The organism is Pseudomonas sp. B14(2017), from assembly GCF_002113255.1.
Classification (GTDB): domain Bacteria; phylum Pseudomonadota; class Gammaproteobacteria; order Pseudomonadales; family Pseudomonadaceae; genus Aquipseudomonas; species Aquipseudomonas putida_Z.
In genome coordinates this window covers 205,452-222,891 of record NZ_NEJY01000003.1, presented here as the reverse complement: position 1 = coordinate 222,891, position 17,440 = coordinate 205,452, and the positions used below count along the sequence as shown (strand labels likewise).

At 57.2% G+C, this 17,440-nt stretch carries 12 protein-coding genes; 2 read left to right on the top strand and 10 right to left on the bottom strand.

The genetic code is table 11. The features are described from left to right. Positions 1–81 precede the first annotated feature (81 nt). The 6 genes from CAG34_RS04415 to CAG34_RS04390 all read right to left on the bottom strand — a co-directional run bounded on the left by CAG34_RS04415 (position 82) and on the right by CAG34_RS04390 (position 7,231). Positions 82–1,086 carry an AraC family transcriptional regulator gene (locus CAG34_RS04415; RefSeq protein WP_085588265.1) on the bottom strand — a complete coding sequence of 335 codons (1,005 nt, stop codon included), beginning with the start codon at positions 1,084–1,086 and terminating at the stop codon, positions 82–84. Between the two features lie 204 nt (positions 1,087–1,290). Further along, positions 1,291–2,811 (bottom strand): FAD-dependent monooxygenase, encoded by a 1,521-nt coding sequence (locus tag CAG34_RS04410; RefSeq protein WP_085588263.1) that lies wholly within the window; start codon positions 2,809–2,811, stop codon positions 1,291–1,293. Between the two features lie 159 nt (positions 2,812–2,970). Beyond that, positions 2,971–4,494 carry a histidine ammonia-lyase gene (gene hutH, locus CAG34_RS04405; protein WP_085588260.1) on the bottom strand — a complete coding sequence of 508 codons (1,524 nt, stop codon included), beginning with the start codon at positions 4,492–4,494 and terminating at the stop codon, positions 2,971–2,973. An 11-nt stretch (positions 4,495–4,505) separates the two neighbouring features. Beyond that, a complete protein-coding gene (locus CAG34_RS04400) occupies positions 4,506–5,339 on the bottom strand; it encodes a glycine betaine/L-proline ABC transporter ATP-binding protein (protein ID WP_085588258.1) in 834 nt (277 codons plus the stop codon). Continuing rightward, a complete protein-coding gene (locus CAG34_RS04395) occupies positions 5,336–6,187 on the bottom strand; it encodes a proline/glycine betaine ABC transporter permease (RefSeq protein ID WP_015270115.1) in 852 nt (283 codons plus the stop codon). Before CAG34_RS04395 ends, CAG34_RS04400 begins: the two co-directional genes overlap by 4 nt. A 75-nt stretch (positions 6,188–6,262) precedes the next feature. Beyond that, positions 6,263–7,231: an ABC transporter substrate-binding protein gene (locus CAG34_RS04390; protein ID WP_015270114.1), complete on the bottom strand. Its 969-nt coding sequence runs from the start codon at positions 7,229–7,231 to the stop codon at positions 6,263–6,265. 199 nt (positions 7,232–7,430) lie between these two features. On the opposite strand from CAG34_RS04390, the gene CAG34_RS04385 reads away from it, so the two are divergent. Continuing rightward, positions 7,431–8,345, top strand: a complete 915-nt coding sequence (locus CAG34_RS04385) for a LysR family transcriptional regulator (protein WP_054572910.1) — start codon at positions 7,431–7,433, stop codon at positions 8,343–8,345. 22 nt (positions 8,346–8,367) lie between these two features. On the opposite strand, the gene CAG34_RS04380 is transcribed toward CAG34_RS04385, so the two are convergent. The 4 genes from CAG34_RS04380 to CAG34_RS04365 all read right to left on the bottom strand — a co-directional run bounded on the left by CAG34_RS04380 (position 8,368) and on the right by CAG34_RS04365 (position 14,044). Beyond that, a complete protein-coding gene (locus tag CAG34_RS04380) occupies positions 8,368–10,920 on the bottom strand; it encodes an EAL domain-containing protein (protein WP_085588255.1) in 2,553 nt (850 codons plus the stop codon). A gap of 344 nt (positions 10,921–11,264) precedes the next feature. Then, positions 11,265–12,386, bottom strand: a complete 1,122-nt coding sequence (gene serC / locus CAG34_RS04375; RefSeq protein ID WP_085588253.1) for a 3-phosphoserine/phosphohydroxythreonine transaminase — start codon at positions 12,384–12,386, stop codon at positions 11,265–11,267. A gap of 37 nt (positions 12,387–12,423) precedes the next feature. Beyond that, positions 12,424–13,023, bottom strand: coding sequence for a glutathione S-transferase family protein (locus tag CAG34_RS04370; protein WP_085588251.1), 600 nt, complete (start codon positions 13,021–13,023; stop codon positions 12,424–12,426). A gap of 73 nt (positions 13,024–13,096) precedes the next feature. After that, the gene (locus tag CAG34_RS04365) at positions 13,097–14,044 is read right to left on the bottom strand and encodes an alpha/beta fold hydrolase (protein WP_256573517.1); all 948 of its coding nucleotides are present in this window, start codon (positions 14,042–14,044) and stop codon (positions 13,097–13,099) included. A 461-nt stretch (positions 14,045–14,505) separates the two neighbouring features. Between CAG34_RS04365 and CAG34_RS04360 the strand changes: the two genes are divergently transcribed. Then, positions 14,506–17,334 carry a winged helix-turn-helix domain-containing protein gene (locus CAG34_RS04360; RefSeq protein WP_085588249.1) on the top strand — a complete coding sequence of 943 codons (2,829 nt, stop codon included), beginning with the start codon at positions 14,506–14,508 and terminating at the stop codon, positions 17,332–17,334. The last annotated feature ends 106 nt before the right edge of the window (positions 17,335–17,440 follow it).

Sequence of the window (17,440 nt, the reverse complement as noted above, 5' to 3'; positions counted from 1 at the left end):
CAGCTGCCCAAGGCAGGCGCAGGCGCTTCTTTCAGGGTATAGAGGGGGACAACGGCTGAATTGACCGCAGGTGCCAGAGTTTCAGCCACCGGTGCCATGGGTACGACCGGCCAGCCGGTACTGCTGCGGTGAATGCCCGGTCCAGCGGCGGAATGCCCGGGTAAACGAACCGGATTCGGCGTAGCCGAGCAACAGTGAAATCTGTGTCATCGAATAGTCGGAGTGGTTCAGGTACCCCATTGCCAGGTCGCGGCGTACCTCCTCGATCAATACCGAGAACTCGATATCCAGGTCCTTGAGGCGACGTTGCAGGGTACGCCGGCTGAGGCCCAGGTATTGGCTGACCTGATCGAGTGACGGCAACCCACTGGCCATGCCGAGTGCGATCATGCGGGTGATCCGGGGCAGCAATTCGTCGCTGATGTTTCGTTGCTCGCGCTCCTGCTGAAGGTACGGCTCCAGGGCCTTGAACAGTCGATCGTTACCTCGGGTGGCAGGCAGGCCAAGCACCTGGGCTGGCAACGTGATGCGGTTGGTCGGCTGGTTGAAAAACACCGGGCACATGAACAATTGCTTGTGCATGGAGACATCTGCCGGACGAGGGTGCTCGAAGTCCACCCGCAATGGCCGTACTGCGCTGGCAGTTATCAGTTGCAGCTGTCGCAGAATCGCGGCAATGGCAAACTCTGCATCCTGACGGCGATTGAGTACGGTAGCGTCGGTGACCTGGTAGGTGACACGCAGCTGCCGGCCCTCGCAGCAATAATCGATGGACGACTCCTGGGCGAACACCACGAGGTACGTGTGCAGCGTCATCAGGGCCTTTTCAACGCTAGGTGCGCAGTGCAAGGCGTGGCCCAGCGCGCCGAAGTCGTCGGCTTCGGTCTGACTGCCCAAGGTCAGGCCGATAGCAGGGTTGCAGCTACCGGCGGCCTCCCAGAGCGCGACATATTGTTCACCGGGGATTTCAATATCGGCGCGCTCAAGCAGCGCCAGGTCAATGCCAAGCGCGTCGAGGTGTGGGGCGAAGATATCCTTGAAGCGTCGGAAAAAGTTCTCCGAGATAACGGTACGCGCTGATTTCATGTTGTTCTTCGCAGATCGGTGCTGGGTGGAGCGGCTCAAGGGCGCTTGCCACGCAAACACAAAACACTTGAGTGATTCTTGATAGACCCAATTGGCGCCTGTCAGTCACAATTCATACACAGCGTACGCATGTGTGCAACCACGGAAAATGCCGACAGATTCAGTATCGACCATAACAGCGCAAGACTGGTGGGGCTGGGGTGGTCATCGCATCAATCCCTGCTCCTCGAAATACCGGCTCAAGGTAGTCGCCTCCCCCTCAGGATCAGCCAGCGCGACATAGTTGTCAGGCCGCAACAGGTAAGCAGCATTTCTGGCAACGCCGGCTTTCTCGTACGCATCCTCCCAAGCGAAAACATGCAGTGCAATACCGTGCCTTGCGCACCATTGGGACAAGTCGGCCTTGGCTTCGCCGTAAACATGCACCTGCCACTGAATGGCTGCCAGTGAAGCGTAGTTGTCCTCGGTGCCCACAGGCAGCCATGGCAGGCGATCACCGCCCTGAACTCCACCGGCCTTGCCTTGGCTCAGCGGGCTTTCGCGGTAATCGAGGGTGGTTTGCGAAACCACTCGGAACAGGTACTCACGGACGTTTTCGCTCTTGTATGCAACGCTCGCGAAGAGCGGCGCGATGCGAGTACGTACAAAGTCGGCAAATCCGCCCTGAGCGGTAACGAAGGTGAACAGTTTGTCAGTTGTCTCCACCAGCGTGCGGGCAAATGCCTGGCGTTCGATCTGGAAGCTGTCGAGCAATGTGTCGGGCGCCGTCCCTTTCAACACCGCGGCCAGCTTCCATGCCAGGTTGATCGCGTCCAGAATGCCGGTGTTCATGCCCTGCCCTCCCGCCGGGCTATGGACATGCGCTGCATCACCGAGCAGAAACGCCCGGCCACGGCGGAAATGGTCCGCGACGCGATGGTGAACACGGTAGGTGGAAAACCAGTTCACGGCGGTAATCCTTAGGTTCAAGCCGTTGATCGCATCATGGCCAACGTCCTCGAACGTCAGATGTTCAGGATGCTCGGCTCGCTCATCACGCACGGTGCCAATCAAGCGGTACTGGTCCTTTTCGCCATAGCACAAGAGCAGCACAAAATCGGATTTGTCAAAAGCGATATGCCCCTCACCTGCCGGCTCGACGCCAGTTACCCTGACATCCGCAACATAGAAAAGCTGTTTGTAGGTGCCGCCCTCGAAACCGCTGCCGATCTCTTGCCGCACAAGCGACCGAGCGCCATCGCACCCCGCCAGAAAAGCCGCAGTGACGGATTCTTCTCGCCCATCAGCATGTTTCAGGAGGGCCGTGACATGGCTTTCACCCTCCTCGAAGGACAGCAGTTCGGTCTGCCGTTCCACCTCCACGCCGAGTGACTGGAGCTGCTGCACCAGCAGGCGCTCATGGCGGTCCTGGGGATAGATCAACACGAAGGGATACGCTGAAACCTCTCTGCCTGCGTCGCCCAAGGGGATACGCGCCCTGTGCCGACCGCGTGCCCACATGTTCATGGCAGGGGTTTTATAGCCGGCCTCTATCACTGGCTCGGCCAGGTCGAGCTGACGATAGAGCTCCAGCGTGCGGGCTTGAACAGCCATGGCGCGAGAAGCTTCGCCAGGACCACTGCTCTTGTCGACGATCCTTACAGCGACGCCTTGCCTGTTGAGCCAAAGAGCAAGAACCAGCCCGGTCGGACCGGCTCCGACAATGAGAACGTCGGTCTGCGCCATGATCTCACCTCGAACATCAATGACCTTGGAATCATGAATGTTCCTGGGCGCGCGCAAAGTCAACGTTTTATTGGTCGTTCGCAATCAAGGGGCATTTGCCCCCCGATTGCACAGGTCTTGACCCTCACGAGCCAAAGCCTTGAGTGGCCCTTGCATCGGTCATAGCAGCTCGGGGAATGCAGCGCCAAGCAGGCCCGGGTCCTTCAGGATCGATGCGCTGCTGGCGATATCCGGGGCCAACCAACGGTCCTGGGCATACGCCGGGACCCGTTCGCGCAACAACCGCCAGGCAACGCTGGTACCCGCGCCAAAGCGCTGCTCCTTGAGGAACTCGAATGCCTGGGCCGCCAACAGGTATTCGATGGCGAGGATCTGCGTGCAGTTCTCCAGGGCGCGGTGCAGCTTCAACCCGGCATTGGTGCCCATGCTCAGATGGTCCTCCTGCAGGCCGGAGGTGACGTAGTTGTCGACGACTGCCGGTTGTGCCAGCTGACGGTTTTCCGCACACAGTGAAGCGGCCACGTACTGGACAATCATCATGCCCGAATTCACCCCCGGCTGGCTGACCAGGAAGGCCGGCAAGCCGCTGACCAACGGGTTGATCAGGCGATCGAGACGACGCTCGGCAATCGCCCCGATCTCGGCCACTGCTATGGCCAGCAAGTCGGCCGCCATGGCTACCGACTGGCCGTGCGGATTCGCCTGGGAAACCACCCGATACGACTCGGGCGTACCCAGCAGCATCGGGTTGTCGGTGGTGGAGTTGAGTTCGGTTTCGATCTGCCGCGCAGCGTGTTCCAGCTGATCGCGCGCGGCGCCATGAACCTGCGGAATCGAGCGAATGCTCAAGGCGTCCTGGGTGCGAATGCCTTGGCTGCTGGCAATGATTTCGCTGCCTTCGAGCAGGCGCCGCAGGTTACTGCCCACGCGCTGCATGCCGGGGTGCGGTTTCATCGCGATGATTTCAGGGTCGAAGGCATCGAGCTGGCCGCGCAGGGCCTCGAAGCTCATGGCGCTGATAACGTCCGCCCATTGGCTCAACCGAGTGGCGTCGTCCAGCGACAAGCAGCTCAGGCCGGTCATGCAAGGGGTACCGTTGACCAGGCACAGGCCATCCTTGGCACCCAGTTTGACCGGCGCCAGGCCGACCTCGGCCAAGGCCTGCTGCGCCGGCATGATCTGGCCGCGATAGCTGACCTGGCCGACGCCCAGCAAGCTGATGCTGATATGTGCCATGTGGGTCAGGTACCCCACCGACCCCTGCTTCGGCACCTGCGGGGTGATGTGCTGGTTGAGCAGGGTCAGCAGCGCCTCGACCACCTTGCGCTGCAGGCCGGAACGGCCCTGGCAGAAATTGATGATCGCCGCGCACATGATGGCCCGGGTCTGTTCGTCCGACAGCGCCGTACCCACGCCACAGGCATGGCTGAGCAAGGTGTTGTGCGACAGCTGGCTGAGTTGTTCGTCCTGCAACGAGACATTGCACAAGGCGCCAAGCCCGGTGTTGACGCCATAGGCGCGGTCACCGCTGGAAACGATGCGCTGGACAATGGCCTGGGCGTTCTCGATCCGCGCCCAGGCCGATGGGGCCAGCTCAAGCTTCGCGCCATGCCGGGCCACTGCCACCACGTCCTGCCAACGCACTGGCGCCTCGGCGATGATGATTCTTTCGGCAAACGACATACACGCGTTCCTTAAAGCGAAGCTACGCGACGCTGCACGAAACGATCGACGTATTCGTCCGCAGGCTGGTAGAGGATTTCTTTCGGTGTGCCGACCTGGACCAGGCGACCGTCCTTGAGAATGGCAATCCGGTTGCCGATACGCACCGCCTCGTCCAGGTCGTGCGTGATGAAGACGATGGTCTTGTGCAGGGTCTTCTGCAGCTCCAGCAACTGGTCCTGCATTTCGGCGCGAATCAGCGGGTCGAGCGCACTGAAGGCTTCGTCCATCAGGATGATGTCGGTGTCGGCAGCCAGGGCGCGGGCCAGGCCGACGCGCTGACGCATGCCGCCTGACAACTGGTGCGGGTACGACTTTTCGTAACCCTTGAGGCCCACGGTGTTGATCCAGTGCAGGGCACGCTCTGTGCACATGGCCTTGCTCTCGCCACGGACTTTCAGGCCGTAGGCGACGTTGTCCAGCACGGTGCGGTGCGGCAACAGGCCGAAGCTCTGGAACACCATGCTGATCTTGTGCCGGCGGAATTCGCGCAGGGCCTCCATGTCGTACTGCAGAATGTCTTCGCCATCGACCAGGATCTGGCCGCTGGTCGGGTCGATCAAGCGGTTGAAGTGGCGCACCAGGGTCGACTTGCCCGAGCCCGACAGCCCCATGATCACGAAGATCTCGCCGCTGCCGATGGACAACGAGAGATCGTTGACCCCGACCACGCAGCCGGTTTCGGCCAGGACCTGATCCTTGGCTTTTTGCTGGCGGATCAGTTCCAGGGCATCTTCGGCGCGAGCACCGAATATCTTGAAGACATTCTTGACTTCGATCTTGTTCATTGTCTGTTTGGCGCTCATTTGCCCACCCCATGCCGTGGTCGGCCATAGGCCTGGGTAATGCGGTCGATCACGACCGCCAGAATCACGATGGCCAGGCCCGCTTCGAGGCCGCGGCCCACATTCAGGGTCTGGATGCCGACCAGGACGTCTTCACCCAGGCCACGGGCACCGATCATCGAGGCGATGACCACCATCGACAGGGCCATCATGGTGGTCTGGTTGATGCCGGCCATGATGCTCGGCAACGCCAGTGGTAGCTGCACGCCGAACAGTTGCTGCATGCGATTGGCACCGAAAGCGTTGATCGCCTCCATGACCTCGCCATCCACCTGGCGAATGCCCAGGTCGGTCAGGCGAATCAACGGCGGCGCGGCATAGATGACGGTGGCGAAGATCGCCGGCACCTTGCCCAGGCCGAACAGCATCAGCACCGGTATCAGGTACACGAAGCTAGGCATGGTCTGCATGATGTCGAGCAGCGGCATCAACACCGCCCGCAGGCGATCGTTGCGCGCCGACAGCACACCCAGCGGAATGCCGACCAGAACCGATATCAGCGTTGCGACCAGCATCAGCGCCAGGGTCTGCATCAGCTTGTCCCAGAGGCCGACCGCGCCGACCAGGAACAGCAAGCCGACGATCACGGCAGTGGTCACGACTTTGCGGGTGGCGTGCCAGGCGATACCGGCGACGATGGCCAGCATCAGCCACCAGGGCACTGCGCGCAGCAGGCCTTCGAGGTTGACGATGGCCCACAGCAGGGTGTCGGAGATGTGCCGGAACACGTCACCGTAGTTGGTTACGAGCGCATCGACCCAGCCATTGACCCAGTCGGCAATGGAAAACGTGAAGTTCTTGGGAAACATGGAATTCTCTCGAGCAAGTGCATGAAACGGACTGTCGCGTGCCTTGTCCGGCAGGAGCCGGACGAGCCCACACGCTCAGAGTGCCGCGTCGACCTTTTTGGCTGCGTCTTCGCTGACCCAGCTGTGCCAGACCTCGGGGTGCTCCTTGAGGAACAACTTGGCCAGTTCCGGCGACTCGATGCGATCTTTGCTCATGCGCGCCAGGTTCTGGTTCAGCAGGTCGATCGGCAGATTGACCTTCTCCAGCACCGCCACCAGTTCCGGCGCCTGCTCGTGGAAGGCCTTCGACAGGCCCACTTTGATGGTCAGGGATTTATCCACGCCTGGCTTCTCGTCCAGCTTGACCAGGTCGACCAGGCCCATCAGCGGCGTCGGCGACCAGTAGTAGAACAGGATCGGCTCGCCACGCTTGTAGCTCGACAGCACGGCGGCATCCAGTGCCGGGCCGGTGCCCGGGCGGAAGTTGGTGTAGCTGCTTTCCAGGCCGTAGTGCTTGAGCATCTCGCTGTTGTCCAGCTCGCAGGTCCAGCCGGCGGGGCAATTGTAGAAGCGCCCCTTGTCCGGCTCTTCCGGGTCCTTGAATACCTGGGCGTATTGCCCAAGATCGGCGATGGTCTTGAGGTTCGGTGCCTTGGCTTCGAGTTTGCGCTTGGGGTCGCCTTCGATCACGTAACGCGGCACATACCAGCCTTCGACTGCGCCAACGACCGGCGCGCCGACGCCAACGACCTTGCCGGCAGCGGCAGCCTTGTTCCAGACCTCGCTGCGCCCTACCCACTCTTCGGCAAACACCTGAATGTCGTTGCTGCTCAGGGCGTTTTCCATGGAGATGGAGTTGCCCGGCAGGCTGTCGGTTTCACAGCCATAACCATTTTTCAGCACGAACTGCATCACGTCCGTGAGCAGCATCCCGCTTTCCCAGTTCAATCCGGCGAATTTCACCGGTTTGCCAGACTCGCACCAGCCGGCCGCCTGGCTGGCACCAGCGGCCGCCAGCAGCCCGAAAGATAGTGTCGTGGTCAGCAGAGCCTTTGTAATTTTCATTGTGACGCTCCCAAACAAGAACATGGATTGCAGTAGTCGAGGGCATCCGGCCCAAAGAGGGTCGCCAAACTGGCTGATCAGCCTTGCAATCGGCATCGGCGTGGCACCTGTGATCGGTGGCCACTGCACAGAGGAAATATTTCACAACCTCAAAAAAGGATAAAATAATATGTCCTGATGTATCACAACGGAAAAACCTATGAAGTTCACACTGCGACAACTGCGCTACGCGCTCGCAGCGGCCAAGCACGGGAACCTGACGACTGCCGCCATGGAGCTTCATGTTTCGCAGCCCTCCATTTCGGCGGCCATCAGCGAATTGGAAGAGGTGCTGGGCCAATCGATTTTCGTGCGCCAACGTGGCCTCGGCATATCGCTGACCCCGTTCGGGCGTACCGTCATGGTCCAGGCCCGGCGCGTTCTGAGCGAGGCTCGGACCTTTGCCGAGATCAATGCCAATGCGGGAGAGTGTGTCGGAGAGTTGGTGGTCGGGTGTTTTGAAGACCTGGCGCCCTATTGCCTGCCACAGATCGTGCGCCGGATGCAGGAGTCCTGCCCGAGGGTCACGGTCGATATGCGCGAAGGCAGCTTCGATTACGTGGGCAAGCGGCTGAGTGAGGGCGCGATAGAGCTGGCGATCACCTACGATCTAGGTCTGCCGCCGAACACTCAATGCACCCAGCTGTGCCAGCTGACCGCTCAGGTACTGCTGGCTGCCGATCACCCGTTGGCCAAAGAGTCGCGCGTCAGCCTCAAAGCGCTATCCGAATACACCCTGGTAGTCACCGATCAGGTCCACAGCTGGCAGCATGTGCTGGACCTGTTCAGCTTCTACGATCTTTCGCCCGCCGCTGTGCACCGCGTGCGCACCTTCGAGATGCAGCGTAGCCTGGTCGCCAACGGGTTTGGCGTGGCGCTGATCTACACCCGACCATTTGGTGACCGCAGCTATGATGGCCAAGCGCTGGTGTGTCGGCCGACCGAGGAGAAATTGCCAACGCACAGCATCGTGCTGGCGCATGATCAGCGCTATCCGCTGACGCCTTCGGCTGAGGCGTTCAAGGACCTGGCGGTGGCATGGTTCGCGGAGCGGCCGTCGTTTGCATCCGAATGAAACTACCCTCCTCTGCGAGGCGTCATTGCGCTAACGACACCTGGTCTTTCATCATCCCCATCAGTGCCTCGTTTTCCAGCGGTTTGCTGAGCAGGAAGCCTTGTACTTCATGGCATTGGTCATCGCTGAGCAAGGCCAGTTGCTCGGCGGTCTCGACACCTTCGGCAGTCACCGTCATGCCCATTGCATTGCCAAGGTTGATGATGGCCTGGACCACGCTACGGTCGCTGCCGCTCTTGCCCAGGTGCTGCACGAAGCGCTTGTCGATCTTGATGCTGTCGAACGGGTAGGTACGCAGGTAGCCCAGCGAGGAGTAACCGGTCCCGAAGTCGTCCATGTTCAGGCGCACGCCCAGCTCCTTCAGTGCAAGCATGGTGTGCAGTGCGCCTTCAACATCGTTGAGCATGACGTTCTCGGTAATTTCCAGCTCCAGGCGGTGGGCTGGCAGCCCGGTGGCGCGCAACGCGTTGCCGACGTCGCGGACCACATCGCTGCGGCTGAACTGGGCCGGCGACATGTTGACCGAGACCATCACCGCCTGCGGCCAGCCCCGCGCCTTGGTACAGGCTTCCTGCAGCACCCAGTTGCCAAGCAGCACGATCAGGTCGGACTCTTCGGCAAGCGGGATGAAACGATCCGGGCGGAGCAAGCCCAGGCGCGGGTGTTGCCAGCGCACCAGGGCCTCGGCCGATGCGATCGAGACCCCATCGACCTTGAAGCGCGGCTGAAAATGCAGCACCAGTTCGCCACGCGGTATGCCCTCGCGCAGCTCGCTTTCCAGCACACGCTTCTCCATCAATGCTGCGTTCATCTGTGCCGAAAAGAATCGCCAGGTGTTCTTGCCCGCCTGCTTGGCGCTGTAAAGGGCCACGTCGGCGTGTCGGATCAGGTCGCTCGCCGTACCAGGGTAATCGCCCGACAGCACTACACCCAGGCTTACCCCCACTTGCACGACATGCCCTTCGACCTGAATGGGGCGTTTGATCGCCTCGATCACGCGCATGCAGAATCGGTCCATGTCCTGGTGATCGCCTGGCCGGGTCAGCACGACGATGAACTCATCGCCTCCCAGACGCGCGACCAGATCACTGTCGCGGGTAACTTGACCGAGGCGGCTCGCTACCTCGAGCAGCACCGCGTCGCCGGCCGGATGCCCAAGGCTGTCATTGATTGGCTTGAAGTTGTCCAGATCGAGCATCAGCAGCGCCACCTGGGGTAGCTCAGCGCCAGGGGCTGATTGTTCGAGGAAACGGAACAGCTTGTTGCGATTCGGCAGGCCGGTCAGGGCGTCGTGCAAGGAGAGGTGCTGAATCTGGGCATGGGCGGCGACTTCGTCGGTGATGTCGCTGCACGTGCCACGAAAGCCGGTACACACGCCCTCGGCCACGATCGCGCGAGAAGCGATCCTGCAGATACGCTGCTGGCCTAGATGGTCCTGGTACTGGCAGCGCAGCGTGCCGGAAGAGCCTGTCGCGGCGAGGCTGTGCAGCGAGGTCCGGAGGTTGCTGGTATCACACGACAGCAACTCGGTAATCGGGCGCTGTCGCCACGCTTCGACGGGGTGCCCGGTGAGTTCGGTGAACCGGTCCGAAAGGTAGGTCAGGCGAAGGAGCACATCCGTTTCCCAGATCCAGTCCGAGGCAGCTTCGGCCACTGCCTTGAAGCGCTCTTCACTTGATTGCAGGGCAACCCTGGAAGTCACCAGAGCACGGTGGCTGCGATCGATCCTGGTGCTGGCGCGGATCGCATAGCGTGCAAACAATGCCATGCTCAGCGCGATGAACAGAACGGCGATAGCCAAGGGCGCGATTACCGTGTGGATCAGTTCGGTGCCGGGCTGCGGTAAATCCCATGCCAAGGTGTGGCCGCTGCCTTCGAGTGGCAGGGCACCGCGCCCTTGGCGCTGATCGGCCGAATCGCCCACGGCCAGGCCGGACAGCCCCGCCGCCTGCCCCAGCGGCAAGAGCACCTGTGGCGATAGAACCCGAATGAACACCAACACCGCAGTTGGTCCCGGCGGGCGGGCCGGCTGGGTCTGCGGGCGGATCAGTGCAGCGACGTACACCGCCGGCTGGCCACGAAAGACCAGATAGCCTGAAGACGCCTGTTCGTGCTGCGCTGCTTGTCGAGCCTCCTGCAGGATCTTGCCGGCACTGACGGTATGCTGCTCAAGGCCCTGCTGGCTGAGCTTACCGTCCAGTATTGCGTACCGCGTACCGTCGTCATCGAGCACATATACGCCTTCGTACCCATCGGAGGTATAGAGCGTGGCGCCGACATTGTCCTCGTCGTATGCCCAATGTGCATCGACCTGCCCGCCCAAGTGATCATAGGCGGCCTGCCAGTTGGCATGGGTCAGCAGGAACGTCTTGTCGTTCTTCTGCAGCTGGGCCATGGCGGATTCAGCATAGAAGCGGCTCTGCTCCACTTCTCGGGCGTCCAGCGCCCCGGCGAGGCGGTAGAGGGAGAACAGCCCCAGCAACAAGGCCAACAGCAGAATCAGGGAAAACGCCACGATCAGTTGCCCGACCACATCACTGCGGGTCGACATTTCATTGTCAGCAAAGACGTCCATTGGTTCACCATCGCGGCCTAGGGTCTCCCGGTTGACCGGGCGGCAAGCTTGGAGGTCGATGGAGCTGACGATCGGTGATTGGCGAAAGGCAACCTAGAGCCTGATACGGGGCTGTGGTCAGTACAGCGCGGGGGCCTGCCAGCGGTGAACGACCGCCAGGTTGGATAACGGTTCTGGTGCATGCGGCCGCTATCGACCGAAGCGGACAAGTTCTACAAGCATGATGCTGACGGCTCATCAATCTGTCGGTATGCCCGGCCAGCGTCAAGCCACCTTCAATAGGTGAACTCCACCGTCCAGAAGTATGGAGTTCAAAGTTGGGGCGGCCGGAAGCTTATGCTGACTTATCCAAAAGAGCGCTCAAACCCAGACATATATTCAACAAGTGCCTGTACTGCTTGCTCGGTAACGGCATTATAAAGCGAGGCTCTCATTCCGCCCACTGATTGATGCCCTTTCAGCCCAAGAAGCCCACACTCCTTTGCCCCGGCTAAAAACAGTTCGTCTAGGCGTACATCTCCAAGGCGAAACGGAACATTCATCCAAGACCTATACTCCGGAGCGATAGGGTTAAAATACAATTCGCTTCGGTCGATGTAATCGTAAAGCAAGCGCTGCTTACGCTCATTGATAGCTGCTATAGCAGCTAAGCCACCTTTTTCCTGAAGCCACTCGAATACCAAGCCAGCGATGTACCAAGAAAATGTTGGCGGTGTATTGTACATCGATTTATGCTCGGCCATTAGCTTGTAATTTAGCAGTGCAGGGCATTTTTTGCTGGCACGATCCAGGAGATCTTGACGAATAATTACGATCGTAAATCCGCTAGGACCGATATTCTTTTGCGCCCCAGCATAAATCAACCCAAAGCGAGAAACCTCAATAGGCCTAGAAAGAATACTGGAAGAAAAGTCTGCCACAAGCGGAATCCAGTCTATTTCAGGAACAGCACTTAACTCCAAGCCGCCGACAGTCTCATTCGCAGTATAATGCAGATAAGCGGTATATTTGGAAATTGACCATTCATCTTGACGTGGAATCGAGCAGTAACCAGCCCCCCTCGAGCTGCCCACCACATTCACATTTGTATATCTATACGCTTCCTTGATAGCTTTTTGGGACCAAAGCCCAGTGTCCAGATAATCAGCCTGATCATGCTCACCTAGGAGATTCAAAGGGATTTGCGAAAATTGAAAACTAGCTCCTCCAGAGAGAAATAAAACAGCATAGTGTTCAGGAATACTCAGCAGCGAACGTAAATCAGCCTCCGCTTTCTCTGCTACTGCCCTGAACTCTTCGCTGCGATGGCTGATTTCCATCACCGACAGGCCCAGCCCTTGCCAATTGTACAGCTCTGCTTGCATTTTTTTCATAACGCTATCGGGGAGTGCGGATGGCCCTGCACTGAAGTTAAAAGCACGATAATCTAAGGAGGCCGAATTTCCGATCAAAACAGAACTATTCATGATTTGCTCCGATAGTTATAAGCCCGATCTCGAAACGCTAGTCAACGTTTACGAACCCAGGAAGGGCACGAATCTTTTCTAGCCAGCTCAGTATGTGAGGGTACCCACCAAGAGCTATGTTAACCTTCGTAGCACTAGACACGAATGTATACATGGCGATATCGGCAACTGTGGGGATTCCTTTGACCAGGAAATGTCGACTGGTGAGTTCCGAGTTCAAAAGATCAAGAAAGCCTTCATAACGCTGAGTCGCTTGTTCGGCATCCAATCCTGTGCGAAGTAATGCAACTCCAGTGTCTCCAGCGGCATGAAATAATTGCCCGGCTGCGGTTGAAAGCCAGCGCTGGATTGCTGCAGAACCGACGGGATCACTTGGGCACCATTGTTCACCTCCATATTTTCGGCCTAAGTAAATGAGAATTGCATTTGAGTTGGATATAACAACGCCGTCATCATCAATCACCGGGCCCCGCCAAAAAGCTTTCAATGCAGAATATGCTGAGGACTGGGATGTGCCGCCATTTATATCAATCTCGACCCTCTTGCAAGTTATACCAAGCAGCGACAGCATGATCAACACACTATGACAGCTACTTGAAAGGGGAGCGTGATATAAAGTCAGCACATGATTTGTCATGCTGTCACCTCAGTACGTTACTTAAACTACCGTTAGTGCTACCTATTTCTTAAGGCCTGGCGAATACAGTGACTTATTTTACGTTTCGATTAAGAAAGTCAAGGATCTTATCGGCAATTAAAGTAGAATGGGTCTCTAAGGCAAAGTGGCCGGTATTTTCTATTAAGCTGACTTCAGCTTTTGGAATATCTCTTTTGAACGCCTCAGCTCCAGCAGGAAGAAAGAATGGATCATTTTTCCCCCAGACCGCCAATAGTGGGGGCTGATGTTTGCGGAAATAACCGTGAAACTCCGGGTACTTTTTCACGTTGCTCGCATAATCTAGGAATAAGTCGAGCTGAATATCTTGTTGGCCTTCTCGCTCCAGAAGGGCCTGATCAACTGTGTACCCGTCAGGCGAGACATGGTAAGTGTCTCTTACACCTTCCATGTATTGCCACTTGGTCGTTTTAAGCTCGAGCAGATTTCGGAGTGCCAATCGATTTTGTTGAGTAGGGTTTGCCCAATACGTTTGTATTGGCGCCCACCCGCTACTGAGCCCTTCCTCGTAAGCGTTACCGTTCTGCGAAATAATAGCCGAGATCTTTTGCGGATGGGCTGTAGCGATCCGCCACCCCACTGGTGCTCCGTAATCGAAAACGTACATGGCGAACCTGTTTAGACCTTTCGCCTGAATGAAACCGTCGATAACTTGTGTCAAATTATCAAAAGTATAACTAAATTTACTGTTGTCCGTTCGCTTAGTGAAACCGAACCCCGGTAAGTCAGGTGCTATAACATGGTACTTTACTGCCAATTGAGGTATAAGTTCGCGAAACATGTGCGAGGAAGTCGGGAATCCGTGCAAAAGTAGCACGGTCGGTGCATCGTGAGGCCCTGCTTCGCGGTAGAACACATCAAACCCACTAACTTGAAGTGTACGGTAACTAATCTGTTCACGCGGCACCTCTGAGTAAGCGGCAGTGCTAACAAGGGCAAGGTAGAGCGCAGAAGATGCAGCAATTTTCATAACGGTCTTCATGAATGACTCCTCCAGGTGAAGGGCTTAGTCAGTGTGATACCGATTTAATAGCCACAATGCCTAGACAATAGTGGTCACACATTCTGATTTGTAACCTTGCAGTCAGTTTTTGGTTACGAATCCTGCTCACCGCAGCCTGTTCCGCCAAGTCGAGAGACTGCCCGAGGCTATGTTAGGCCTCCCCTGGCACAGACCATTTCTGGACGCTGCTGCTCAAAGCTAGCGCCATTCGCATGCTTAAGTCCTTGGGGGAAACCTGAAGATTCTGAAGCTAGACTGCTCAGAGGCGCCCGGGACGGTGCTTGCCTGGATGGTGCAGCGGGCGCTGCGCTTAGCCACTACCGGGTTAGGCTTCTCGGAACCAGCGAATTGGGACATCCGCTAGGGAAACGGCTATGGATGCGCGGCTTACCAGACGCCTTGCTCACTAAGAAGCGGGGCCTGCATTAGGAGCCCACACCATGACCAAATTCGGTCGAATTGAGATAAGGTCAAATCGCCGGGAGCTTTTGGTTGACGGCTTACCAGTCATGATAAGCGGACCTGCCTTTGATATCCTGAACCTTTTGATCTCCGCGAACGGCGAGCTAGTAAGCAAAGACGCAATCATGTTGCACGTGTGGCCTGACAAGCTCATTGATGAGAATAATTTGCAGGTGCATATGTCAGCTCTGCGTAAAGCGTTGGGTGCCGATCGAGATGTGATCAAGACGGTCTGGGGACAGGGATACAGATTCGTCATGCCGTCCAATGAAAAAACCGTATCACAGGAAGTTAAGCGGAATTCCGCGAAGGGAAATTTGCCGCTTATCGACTCTCCGTTGATCGGACGGCAGCAAGACGTGAGAGAAGTCAACGAGCATCTGCTGGAACATCGAGTGATCACGCTAACTGGGCCTGGAGGGATAGGCAAAACGCGCCTGCTAATTGAGGTGGCGAAGCAACAGTCTGATAACTTTCCAGGCGGCGTTTGGTTCGTTGAATTAGCGCCGCTCACTACGGGATGCCTAGTAGCCGACACTATAGGCGCTACTCTCGGACTGAGGTTTGCGGGCGGCGCCGCATCTGCAGAGCGGATTGCTAAGGCACTGGGCGACAATGCCACACTGCTATTGCTTGATAACTGTGAACACGTGATTCACTCCGCTGCCCAGTTTGTAGAAGCACTTGTGCGTTTAAATCCAAGCGTGAGCGTTGTCACGACGAGTCGAGAGCTGCTTCGTATTGAGTGCGAACATCTCTACCACGTTCTCCCCTTGGCTGTTCCTACCCCTGGCTTGTCGAACGCTAACGACCTCCTGCCATTTGCTGCAGTCCAGTTGTTTTTATCTCGGATGAAAGCAGCGGACCAAAGCGCCCTACTTGAGGGCAGGCTTATCGCGTTGGTTAGCGGGATCTGCCGCCAGCTTGATGGCAACCCTCTGGCCATAGTACTCGCAGCAGCGCGTGCTGCTTCGCTGGGGATTGAGGGTTTAGCGGATGGACTGCATGATCGTCTTAAATTGCTTCGGTGCGGCTATCGAACATCCCTGCAACGTCACCAAACACTGCGCGCCGCCCTGGACTGGAGCTATGAACTGCTTGGCGCCACTGAAAAGAAGATCTTTCGTCAGCTAGGTTTTCTATCTGGAAGCTTTGACCAAGCAACGGCTGTAGCGGTAGCAGGCAACGCGGGCGATGATCGATCTGAAATATTGAACAGTTTGTCGGAACTGGTAGAAAAATCCCTGATCCAGATCGAGCGTTCCACTGAGGGGCCGCACTACAAGCTTCATGAGACAACACGACTATATGCGTTGGAAAAGCTTAAGAGTCATGGAGAGTTCGTAGCATGCGGTTATCGGCATGCCGACTTCATCAAGGCTTTGCTGGTGAAGGCACTTCGCGATTATCAACGCGAGCCGTCATCACAATGGCTTAAACTATACAAACACCAGATAGACAATGTTCGAACAGCGCTAGAATGGTCATTCTCGCCTGTGGGAAAAACTGAGATTGGGATTGATTTGGCAGCCGGATCAATCCCTCTACTGATGGAGCTTTCGTTGGTGGATGAGTGCCGCGTTCGGCTTACCTCAGCACTCGCGGCAGTGGATGCAGTACCAGGCTCCTCTCCCAAATCCGTCATGCAACTACGCTCCGGCCTTGCGGTGGCCTTAACTTTCACACATGGCCCCTCCAAGACTACGGCGTCGCTTTGGACAGACGTTCTTGATTTAGCCTTGAAGCTAGGAGACCAGAGAGGCCAAGCGAAAGCTCTGTGGGGACTATGGACAGCCCGAGTTTATGGCGGAGAACCGCGCGCGGCCCTAGAGGTCGCAAAAAAATTTGCCGTACTAGCGGAAGAGCGCCAAGATGTCCCCGACATACTGATGAGTCATCGTCTGCTCGGTGTGTCGCTTCATTTCTACGGGGAGCAACGTGAATCGCAGCGGGAATTGGAGTATCTGATTTCACGTTATATCCATTCGGTCCATCACACTAGTACTGTAGGGTACCAAGTCGACCAGGGCTTAGTTGCTCGAGCCATTCAAGCGCGTACCTTATGGGTACAAGGATTTCCAGATCAAGCAACCTCCTTGGCCACAGAGGTCGCAGAGCAGGCGCTGGCCTGCGATCACATTATGACCAGGTGCTATGCACTAATCGAAGCCACCATTCCTATATCTCTGATCGTAGGAGATTACGAGACCTCTGCTCACTATCTTGCAATTTTGCGAGATACCACTTCACGGCACGGTTTGGAAGTATGGAGTGCCTGGGCCCGCTGCTTCCAGCATACGCTTTCACTTCTCCGTCGCAGTTCAAACGAGGAAATAGCGCTGCTTCGCAATGCCGTCGAAGCATTAAGAACGACGTCATTCACTGGGCATTACACCTCATTTTTAGGGATTCTTGCCGAGGAGCTTTGCCGATCTGGTGCTTTGATCGAGGCGGAAGACAAGATTCAACAAGCCCTCACCTTCACCTTCATCAACGAAAGCTATTGGAACACCGCCGAACTGCTCCGAATAAAAGGCGAGGTCCTAACTCAGCTAGCAAAGTATCAACCAGCTGAAAGCAGCTTCTTAGAGGCACTGAAGTGGGCCCGCCAACAGGAAGCTTTTTCTTGGGAGCTGCGTGTGACCACTTGCCTGGCTCGCCTGTGGGCGAAGGTGGGTCGGCAGCAGGATGCCTATGAGCTAATGGAGATATCTTGTAGCCGTATCCGAGAGGGATCTGGGAGCACAGACGTCATCAATGCACGCCAGCTCCTAGAGGAGCTTCGGTTCGGGACGAATGGGCGATAACAAATTCAGGATCTTCAGATTTCAGCCAAGGACCGAGCCTCAGAAGGGAGGTACGTTGGACTGCAACCGACAAAATCAACCACGATGCTTTTGAGTTTTCTGGTCG